This is a genomic window from Paraburkholderia sp. BCC1885 (assembly GCF_900996235.1).
GTDB lineage: Bacteria > Pseudomonadota > Gammaproteobacteria > Burkholderiales > Burkholderiaceae > Paraburkholderia.
This window is the reverse complement of record NZ_CAAJGM010000208.1, coordinates 364,427-373,710: the sequence shown is the minus strand read 5'-3', so window position 1 is coordinate 373,710 and position 9,284 is coordinate 364,427. Positions and strand designations below refer to the sequence as shown.

Annotated in this window: 13 protein-coding genes; 2 read left to right on the top strand and 11 right to left on the bottom strand. The window is 57.7% G+C overall.

The annotated features are described in order from the left end of the window. Window positions 1-63: 63 nt before the first annotated feature. From FQ755_RS20195 to FQ755_RS20180, 4 genes are all read right to left on the bottom strand, one after another. Entirely contained in the window at window positions 64-735 is a 672-nt protein-coding gene (locus FQ755_RS20195; RefSeq protein WP_144156567.1) for a DUF2612 domain-containing protein, read from the bottom strand. Beyond that, entirely contained in the window at window positions 735-2,012 is a 1,278-nt protein-coding gene (locus FQ755_RS20190) for a hypothetical protein (protein WP_144156566.1), read from the bottom strand. The genes FQ755_RS20195 and FQ755_RS20190 overlap by 1 nt, the downstream gene beginning before the upstream one ends. Window positions 2,013-2,170: 158 nt before the next feature. Further along, the gene (locus tag FQ755_RS20185; protein WP_144156565.1) at window positions 2,171-2,521 is read right to left on the bottom strand and encodes a hypothetical protein; all 351 of its coding nucleotides are present in this window, start codon (window positions 2,519-2,521) and stop codon (window positions 2,171-2,173) included. Between the two features lie 8 nt (window positions 2,522-2,529). Beyond that, on the bottom strand, window positions 2,530-3,270 hold the full coding sequence (locus tag FQ755_RS20180; protein ID WP_144156564.1) for a Gp138 family membrane-puncturing spike protein: 741 nt from the start codon (window positions 3,268-3,270) through the stop codon (window positions 2,530-2,532). A gap of 11 nt (window positions 3,271-3,281) precedes the next feature. On the opposite strand from FQ755_RS20180, the gene FQ755_RS20175 reads away from it, so the two are divergent. Next, on the top strand, window positions 3,282-3,842 hold the full coding sequence (locus FQ755_RS20175) for a hypothetical protein (RefSeq protein ID WP_144156563.1): 561 nt from the start codon (window positions 3,282-3,284) through the stop codon (window positions 3,840-3,842). Here the strand turns inward: FQ755_RS20175 and FQ755_RS20170 are convergent. Further along, the gene (locus FQ755_RS20170) at window positions 3,839-4,795 is read right to left on the bottom strand and encodes a phage protein (protein WP_144156562.1); all 957 of its coding nucleotides are present in this window, start codon (window positions 4,793-4,795) and stop codon (window positions 3,839-3,841) included. The genes FQ755_RS20175 and FQ755_RS20170 overlap by 4 nt on opposite strands. An 8-nt stretch (window positions 4,796-4,803) precedes the next feature. On the opposite strand from FQ755_RS20170, the gene FQ755_RS20165 reads away from it, so the two are divergent. Next, window positions 4,804-5,424: a hypothetical protein gene (locus FQ755_RS20165; RefSeq protein WP_144156561.1), complete on the top strand. Its 621-nt coding sequence runs from the start codon at window positions 4,804-4,806 to the stop codon at window positions 5,422-5,424. Here the strand turns inward: FQ755_RS20165 and FQ755_RS20160 are convergent. The 6 genes from FQ755_RS20160 to FQ755_RS20140 are packed head-to-tail and all read right to left on the bottom strand — an operon-like array spanning window position 5,404 to window position 9,281. Continuing rightward, entirely contained in the window at window positions 5,404-5,715 is a 312-nt protein-coding gene (locus tag FQ755_RS20160) for a phage baseplate plug protein (protein ID WP_144156560.1), read from the bottom strand. The genes FQ755_RS20165 and FQ755_RS20160 overlap by 21 nt on opposite strands. Further along, complete coding sequence (locus FQ755_RS20155; RefSeq protein WP_144156559.1) at window positions 5,712-6,392, bottom strand: phage baseplate protein; 681 nt, start codon at window positions 6,390-6,392, stop codon at window positions 5,712-5,714. Before FQ755_RS20155 ends, FQ755_RS20160 begins: the two co-directional genes overlap by 4 nt. Then, window positions 6,389-8,242: a transglycosylase SLT domain-containing protein gene (locus FQ755_RS20150; RefSeq protein WP_144156558.1), complete on the bottom strand. Its 1,854-nt coding sequence runs from the start codon at window positions 8,240-8,242 to the stop codon at window positions 6,389-6,391. Before FQ755_RS20150 ends, FQ755_RS20155 begins: the two co-directional genes overlap by 4 nt. Further along, on the bottom strand, window positions 8,239-8,415 hold the full coding sequence (locus FQ755_RS38750) for a DUF6889 family protein (RefSeq protein WP_409937530.1): 177 nt from the start codon (window positions 8,413-8,415) through the stop codon (window positions 8,239-8,241). Before FQ755_RS38750 ends, FQ755_RS20150 begins: the two co-directional genes overlap by 4 nt. A 32-nt stretch (window positions 8,416-8,447) precedes the next feature. Then, a complete protein-coding gene (locus tag FQ755_RS20145; RefSeq protein ID WP_144156557.1) occupies window positions 8,448-8,834 on the bottom strand; it encodes a phage tail assembly chaperone in 387 nt (128 codons plus the stop codon). Between the two features lie 3 nt (window positions 8,835-8,837). Next, on the bottom strand, window positions 8,838-9,281 hold the full coding sequence (locus tag FQ755_RS20140) for a phage protein (protein WP_144156556.1): 444 nt from the start codon (window positions 9,279-9,281) through the stop codon (window positions 8,838-8,840). Window positions 9,282-9,284: the final 3 nt, after the last annotated feature.

The following is a 9,284-nucleotide window of genomic DNA, read 5'->3' as shown; positions in this document are numbered from 1 at the left end:
CGGTGGCCCAGAAATGCAAAAGGCCACCCGGAGGCGGCCTATCGTGTAAAGCTGAAGAGGGTGTCAGGCGACGGAAACTGCCCAAGCGCCTACGTCGAAACCTGATATCGAGGAATTTTCGGCATCGAAGCCGAAGATCGGGACGTCTGGAACGCTCTGCGTGTAATAGAAGGTGATGCCCACGCCGGCCGGTCTCAGGTTGAGATAGCCGCCCGTGAATAACGCCAGTGTCACCGCATCTGGAGTTGGTCCAATCAGCGCAACCGTCATGGTCATGTCCTGACCGTCTTCGATCAGGATGCTGTAACCCAACGGCTCAAAGATCGTGTTCCAGGCGGTGTACGCACCGGGGACAGTTCCATCCCAGTTGTTTGCGGCGATGACCGCGTACAGCAGGGTCCGATAGGCGTTATCCGGAAGCGATACCAGGCCCGTAGTCGGGTCGAACGGCCCTAGCCATGTTCCTTGATCGAAGCCAAGACCGGACGTGTCGAAACTGAAATAGACGCCCGTCAGGGGGATGGACAGGTTGCGCGAGACGCCGACCCATTGGCCGACCCAATCCAGTTGCTGGCCGACCGCATCATCGATATCGAACAGACCCGGAATTGATGCCAGCATGTTCTGGCGATCGACTGCCCATTGACCGAGCAGCGAGACCATCGCCATGAAACGTGGCTTTTCATTGTGCTCACTGGTGATGAGCGACGTGTACTGGGAAAGTTGTACCGTCATCACGTCACCAGATTGATATCAGCCGCCGCGCACTCCGCACCCTCGTTGAATGCAATCGTCAGGTCGCCGTTCGCATATACCTGTGCGCCGGCGTCAATCGTCTTACCGCTCGCGATGGCCGGCGTGAACGTGACCGCATTCCCCGCGATACCAGTGATGACCGCAGTCAATTGCGAACCGTCTACCTGATTCACGATGATCGAGCGCCCATTCGCCAGGCTCGCGACGTTCTGGATATTGATCGTGCTAGTGCCAGAGGTGTACGGGCCGCCGGTCACAACCATGTCAAAGCGACCCTGATACAGATTCGAAATGGGCAGGTTGTACGTGTTGCTGAGCACGTCGAGTTGAGCCTGCGTGAGGCTGGAACTGTTCGTCGCTGCATCCCCCGAGAGGTTTGCAGGACCGAACAGTTTGCCAAGCATGGAATCCTGACCAATCGCGAAGCCAGACAGGTAGGCTGCAATCGCATTGACAATCAGCGTGCCGGTCGTCGAGACAAAGCCGGTTAGAGGAACGATGGTCGCCTGAACGAAAATACTGACTTCGGACAGTTCGAACAGATTGATCGTGATGGGGACGCCGGCGGGGTCCCGGACGGTTTCCGAGGTCGTTCCGAATGTCCCCGTCCCAGGAGACTTCTTTGCCTCGATGGTCTGGGCAATCGTGACAACGTTGCCGCCCTCGGCCACTACTGCGATGGAGTGCCCCGGAATGCCGTTGCTATCGGTCGTGCCAGTGTCGTTCTCGTAGATTGCATAGCGCCCAATACCGGGCGTGTTGGCGACGTTTGCGATAATCGCCTGCAATGGAGTCTGCGCCGGCAGTGACGTTGATACAGCCTGTTGCTGACGAAGCGCGGCATCCGTCTGAACCGGATTGCCGGGTGCCGCAGCCGACGGATTGGAGACCGACTGCCAGCCGGGTTGCGGGTTGTAGATCGTTGAGATGGCCCCGGCGATTGCGGTGATCGCGCCAGGTTGCTGCGCTACCGCAGTGACGGCAATCGTCCCTGAAATGGGGATTTCAACGGTGGCCGGCAGGTTCCACAGGTTCTGATTCGTATCTCGCGCGACGCCATTCGTGATGATCGAGCCCACCTGGCCGCCCACGTCGACCACGGCGGAACTGTTGCTCGAGGAGGCACGGCGAATACCGTTGATCTTGACCTGACTCGAGAGTGCGGCGCCTTGGGCATAGGTCGGCGAGTAGCCGTTGTACGTGGCGATGTCGGCCTGGTTGCCGTCATTGATGGTCTGAGCCCACAGCGCAAGCATCTGTCCATCCTGGCTATCAGGCTGAACATAGGAATCACTTCCGTAGATGCTCAAAAAGCTCGCGGTCAGGCTGGAAAGTATGTCCGAGTAGGTAGGCGCAGATATCCCGGTCGACGAGATCGTGCATGCGAGCGTCGGAAGTGGAAAGGTCGTTGCCATCAGGTGCCGTTCGTAACAGTTGTGGTGCCGTAGATCGTGTCGACCGTTACGGCCCAGATAAACTCGCGGGTCGTCGGATTCAAATAACTGGCGTATTCAACGATTTCACTCACGCCTTGCGTTTGAAGAATCACGGTTTGCACGGCTAGGTCGCGCGTTGATTCGGTACCGGCGCCGAGGATCTGGTCGTATGGCGTGCCGGCCGTCTGGTCTAGGAACCACTCACCCTGCATTAATTTGAGTCTGGTGAGGATTGCCTGACCTACGGCAGCGGGCGAATTTATGAGGAAATTTTGGCCTGCTTGCCCCCACGTGTAGTCGCCGTTGGCGTCGAGCATTCGATAGCGCATGTCTTATCTCATTGGGGCGGCCCGCCCAATCCGGTGCCGCCAGAGTTTGTATGCTGGTGCGTGCTGTCGATCGCATGACCGTTCGATGTGATCGAGCCGACGAACTGGACGGTGCCGGTAATCAGCGACGCCACACCACTTGCAACGCTGCCAGTCATCCCGGCAAGCCAGGACAGAAGGCCTTGAATAATCACCGCTCCGCTGAAGTTCGATTGCGGTGCATTGACCGTGAATCCACCTGGCGCGGTAATCGTCACTTTCTGGGTGGATGGGTTCAGGTCAATAAAGGTCGAACCGTCGTTGCTGCGAAGCTGCGCGCTTGATGTGCTAATTCCGCCGATCAGCGTCGCCTGAGAGAACGGGCCGACGAATGCGAAACCGTCGGACAGGTCGTGCATGCGGAATTCGGATTGCACCTGAATTCCGCCGGCAGACCACCACGCGTCTATGCAGCGCGAGGCGAACGACACCACGCATTCATCATTCTTCGCTACTGGAAACGTGAAAGTGCAGCCGCCGCCGCGCTGGTAGACAATCGGGCAGTCAAGCAGCAGGGGTAAGGCAGTCCATACCATCGAACCATTCGGCGCGCGCACCTGGCACATGATCGCCGGCTGGACATTCACCGTTCCGTTACCATTGACGGCCTCGATGAAGCCTGGCATCGTGGTCCAGATTTGCGCCTGCCGGCCGTCAAGAGCAGTTTGAAGCGCCTCCTGACTATCATTTACACGCTCTATCTGGAGCATTGGAGACCATTATGAAAAAAATGATTCTTGTTTCAATGCTCGCCCTGTCGGCATGCGCAACGCAGCAGCCGTGGGAAGCCCAATTGCCATTGGCAAGCCAGTTGTCAGGGCTGTCGAATCAGGGCGCGAGCGATGCAGACGTAAAGCCTCAACCAGCGATAAGCCAGATTGATCAGCCCGAGATGACTATTGCCGCCGCTCCGACACCAGTAGGGCATGTATCTCTCGCGCCGAAAGTGCCAATTCAATCGATAGCCAAAGGCATCGATCTGGTTGACGGCGCGATCGTCTGCCCTTCGATGGATGAGGCAAACTGGCTTTTCGGCCAGATCAATATGGCGCGACACGCGCGACTTTCATTGCCGGCCGATCTCCGCAGACGCGCAGCACTCGTCAATGGATATGACGTTGGCGAAGAGCCCAATCCTTCCGACTACCGATGTCAGTTCGTTCCGGCGGGGACGCCCATGAATGTCAAGATGGAGGGCGGCTATCTTCCCGTCGTCTGGGGAACCATGAAAGATGGACGTCCATTTGCAGGGGTCACAAATCCCCAGATGATCGAACGCTAGCCGGCCACCGAAACCGAGTCATTCTGGTTTGGCGCAGTCGTATCGACGGCGAGGCAAACGATGTCTACGTACCAGTCATTCGCCCGGGTATCGCCGCTGAAGGTGGCTAGCATCACCCGATAAAATCCGGCCGCAGTTGTCGCGTTTGCGACCGCAGGCGAATACTGCAAACCCTGCTGCTGTTGCGTTATCTGGTTGATATCCGACTGGGCAATCTGCACCAGACACCCGATGCGAATCAGTGGGTTGAGCAGCGCCCGCGCCGTGACGCCTTCATTCGTGATTTCAGGAATTCCGATCAAGCCGGTGGTCGATGAAAGCACAACCGCTTCGCCGGGGCGATATCCCGTAATCGGCACCACAACGAACTGACCGTTTTGCAGTGACCAGCGATACCCGTACTTGTCAGCCCAATCCCGTGCGTAGTCCCTCGTCATCCCGAAGAGGACTTTCCCCCTCGACAAGGCTTGTGCCTGTCCCGCACCCGCACCGGCAACCAGGCCTTGTGCATCGCTGGCATACTGAACCGGCGCCACACCATTGACCGAGGGAGCCGACTGGATCGCGTTGATGACCTGTTCGGGCGTCTGGCCCGCGGCGAGCGATAGACTGATAACCGCGAAGTTATAAAACTCGTCCCCGTCGGCAGCCCAGATATCCAGGTACGAATCCACATTACGTTCACGCCCCGTCGCGATCTGCTTGATCGTGCCTTGGAATATAATGCCGTAATTACCCGATTCGTAACCTGCCTGTAATGTTACGGTCGTGAATTCCTTCTGGATCGTCTGGACCGTGGTCGGCGCCAGGTTGTAGATGCGGACATACAGCGTATTCGGAGCTTGCGTGTCTGCGTTCCGGGTCTGGAATTTGAATCTGAGTTGCGAGAGATCAAGGCCCTGCGTTCCAGTGCTCACGATCAGACTGGCCTGTCTGCCGAATTGGTTTGCCATATCTTTCCGTGAAAACCGATGTCGCCACTGTCAGCTTCGAGATTGCGCAGGTATCGCGCGAACACGTGCTGGGCGTTATGTTTCCGAAGAGCAAGGCAACCGCTTACCCGTCCGTCGTAGCGATCAGCAAAGGCGCAGACCGGTATTGGGAGGCCGAAACAAATGGGCTCCTTCACCACTTCGCGGCATTCGGCCGGACGCCAGAGCAGATATCCCGTGCACTTGCCGTCGCGAATTACGCCAACACTATGACCGCGGCGCGCTTCTACGCGCGAGGACTGCCGCTTGTCGACCTTGGGCGGCTCTACGAATCGCTAAAGTGCTATGTCCAGTCGTTGTCCTGCCACGATCCGCGCGCGCACTGTATTCGCGTTGTGCGGAATAGCGAGGACGGATTTGATTACTTCGTGCCGTGCAACCTGATCGCGTCACGCTGGCCGACATGGAAAATCAGCCGACTGCATCCAGCCAGTGCGCAGGACCAGTTACAGGCCATGGCCGTCGAGGCTGGCTGCGACTGGTGCCCGAACTTTGACGCGACCGGGCTTAAGCGCGCCGATGGCACGGATCGCATCGAGCACCATCAGCAAAACGTGATCGAATGGCCGTCAGTCGACGATAGCGTATAGATGCCCGGTTGAGCCGAGATCGGCAAACGTCGGCACTACATCTGGCGCATTATCAGTTTGTGCGATCAACTGAAAGCCAAAGTTGAGATAGCCGAACTGTTCAAGCAGGTTGGCACCGGTCACCATCGGAATGCCCGACAGGATCGGATTCCCGCTTGAGTCCGCAATGTTGATGATCCACGACGCGTTCACCCAATTCCATGTGACCGTCAACGTGTAAGTCGTGCCCGCTATCGCGATGCCGAACATCTGCGGCTGCGGCGATAGCGGAATCTCGTAGGGCGTACTCATGGCGCTGCGTTCACGTTATAGGTGGGCGATGGAAGCAGGGATTGCGTTCCCATGTTCACCGTCGAGCCATTTTGCTCCGGATTGGCCATTACCGACGAATCTGGCACGGTCACCGTTTGCGTCACGGCCATCAGGATTTGTCGGAACGACACGCGGATCAGCGACGAGTTTTCCGTGTGCTGGTCGGTCGTCTGGACCACGCTCTTGATGAGCATGTTCTGATAAACACGTTTGCCCGTGTAGACGTCGAACAGGATGCGGTTCTGCTGCGCCGAAAGCAGGCTGTTGTAGGCGGTCGTGATCGTGTCCTGGCCACCGTTGAGCAGGTTGATGATGCCGCCCGCGAATTGCACGGCGCCGATGATTGCCTGAGCCACCGGACTTGCGTTCGCAGCAGCCCCGATCAGCGCGTTGATTGGGCTATTCCCGCTAGGGCTATTCGACCACCCGCACGTGACGATTACCTCTGACGGACGCGAGAAAGCGTGATCCGAAATCGTCGAACCCTGCTCGACTGGATGCTCGGTGATCTCGGTTTCGTCGCTATGCATCTCCTCGACGGTTGCCTGGGCGATGATCGCGCCATCGGTAGAAGCGTAAAAGCCGCGCTTGGGCTTGATGGTCAGCAACTGGAGCGAGAGTTGCCCGGCCGCCGCCACGTTTCCCAGAATGCTCATCGCACCGCTCCAGCGAAGTTACGCACAAGATCGCCATAGATCCGGTATTGCTCACCAGCCACGGCGCGCGCAGTTCCTTGCGGGTCTGAGGTGCCGGCAATATGGAAGGTGTTCGTCTGCGTCACGGCGACAGAGCGGTTACTGTTCGTGCCATTCACACCGAGGCGTGCGCCGCCCATGCCATTCGTTACGCGGTTGACGTAATCGAACGTCTCCTGCGGCAGATGCTGCGCCCAATCGGCACCGAATCTGGAGATATCCTTGTCCAGGTTTCCTTCGCCCCAGTTATACCCTGCAATGGCTTTCGTAAGATCGCCAGCATAGTGATTCATAAGGTCAGAAAACTTGTGGGCTGCGGCCTGCGCCGATTGCTGAAGGTCATTTGGATCGGCTAGGCCATATTCTTTGGCCGTGTCGTCCATGAAGCCGAAGTGGCCTTTGGCACCCTTGGGTGACCGCATGTTCCTACCGCGCGACGACTCCGCATACCAGTCGCTATCCAGAAGTCCCTTAGGCAACCCGAACTTGTCTTCCAGCGAGGAGAAAAGCGCAGCAGAGTCGACTGAATTCGATCCAGATGAAGTGGCCGCCCGTGAAGGCGATGCGGGCACAGAAGGAGACGGCAATGCATCGTAGGTAGTGCCAGACGTAGACCCATGTGCATTCGTATCGGCACGACTAACGAAATGCCCAGTTCCACCGTAGTTGAACGCCTTTTTGATGTTTTCCCACGTGGCGCTCCAGTCGCTTCCGCCGACACCGCCAGTCGGGCGAGCGCCGCCATTGCGCGGAACGAAGTGGCCGCCAGGCGTATTGTCGGCCATCGTCTTGATGGCTTCGTATGCGCCGTATCCGAGTAGGCCATATCCGCTCAATCGACCAAGCAATCCTACGAGACCCGCACCGCCTACGGCTGATCCGGCTTCACCCAGCTTACCCAGCGCTCCAGCAAGTCCGGCTATTTCCAGGGCGACGCCAGCAAGCTTGATGCCCACCAGTCCAAGCAGGATTCCCTTTACGCCACCCAGCGCATCAACGACCTTATCTATCTCCGAAGTCGTCTTGTCCCAGTCGATATTATTGAGCCAGTTCGCCAGCCTCTGAACGGCGTCGGCGATTGCGCTGGCAACGTCTCCCGCATGGGTTTCGCCCCACTTTTCGAACCGATCAATCAGCGGCGTCAGGACGGGCACAAGCTTGGACTCAATGACAATCCACAACTTGTCAAAATCGCTCGTTACGCGACGGATGGCGTTATTGAAATCGACGCCGGATGCAGCGGCCTGGGCTGGATCTATACCCCAGGCTTTCAGACTCTCGGTATATTTCTTCTGCTCGGCTTCCAGTTTGGGAAGGCCATTTTCCAGCATCAGCAGCGTGTCCGGATCAATGCCGAACAGACCCGCATAGGCGGCAGCCACATACGGCTGCATGCCCTTCATCTTATCGATGAAGCTATCGAATTTCTCGGTCGGATCTTTGCCGGTAACGCCCAGCGAAGACAGGAGATTGTCCGTGCCTGGATTCAGCCGCAGCGTGCGCGTGAAGCCTTCGAGCGACGATTGCGCCTGGTCAGCCGTCAAGCCGATCTGGCCGGCGGCGTAGCGCAGCGCCATCAGGTTACCGACGGTCGCGCCCGTTCGCTGCGATGCGTAGTAAAGATTCTCCATCTGGCTGGAGATGACCTTCACACCAGCAACAATACCCGCGGCAGTCGCGGCCACGGCCAGGCCAGCCTGCATCACGCCTTTGGTGACACTTTCGACAGCCAGATTGAATTTCTTGAAGCTTGATTCTTCGACCACAAATCCAAGCGATACGAGGAACTCCCTGAGTACGTCTTCATTCATTGTCGACTCCGCTCAGCGGCCTCTTGCAGTCTTCGTTGGTTTTCAAAGCGCACACTGAGAATGTCGTTCATGGTCGCCAGGTCTCCGAGGTCCAGCGTTCCATCAATCACAGACTCGTACTTGCACAATCCTTCGGATGCTGGCCGCCACAGCCAATCTTCCTCGTCGGGCATCGAAACCAGTTCTATCCCCGGTCCCGACTCGTCTATTTCGACTCGGGCGCGGCTGCGGGAAAAAACCCGCGGAGATTCTCGGTGAGGACGGCGCGCGTAAGGTTGATCAACTGGGGCAGTTCGATGTCGTTGAACATCAACGCGCCATTCGGAGCGCGCACCTTTACCCAGTCATTCCCTTGGGCACGATGCACGACGCTCAGGCAGTGATCCAGCACATAGTCCGAATCTTCATCGCTCATCTTTGAGAGATGGTCGATGATCGGACCAATCGCACCAGCGACGCTTCCACCCTTCACGCCAGACGCGAGGAAACCCATGATCGCGGGGCCGAGCCGGCGCACTACGTGGAACTGTTCGCGTGCCGGCATCTTGCCAATCCGGTACGACTGGCCATTCACTTCAACGGTATCAAGCATCACTTAAATCCCCGTTGCCAGTGCGGCATCCATCGCGACCGTATCGAAATTCCACTCAAGGATATTGCCATCCATCGCGTAGGTGTTGTTCGGGAACTTCGAGAACGAAACCTGCTGGCAGGAGTACTGCTCACCGCGGACGATATCCGAAGCCGCTATTACGTTTTGCCCCCAGTTCGCTGAGCTGGTGCTCTGGAATGCGTACATGGCGCTCAGTAGACCGTTCGTCGGCGACGTCTTCAGCAGGCGCACGGTGATCTTGCCGGCCTTGCTTGCGTTCAGGCTATTCATGCCCGAACCGTCGGCGCCAATCACCATCGTGTTCTTGTTCTCGACGAATTCGAATGTCGCGCCTTCCTTAGCTGCGCCCGAGCCATCGCCGAGCGTGATTGACCCGCCAGGACCAGTAATGGTCATGGCATAGTCCTGAAAACTATAAGTCGTCATGTT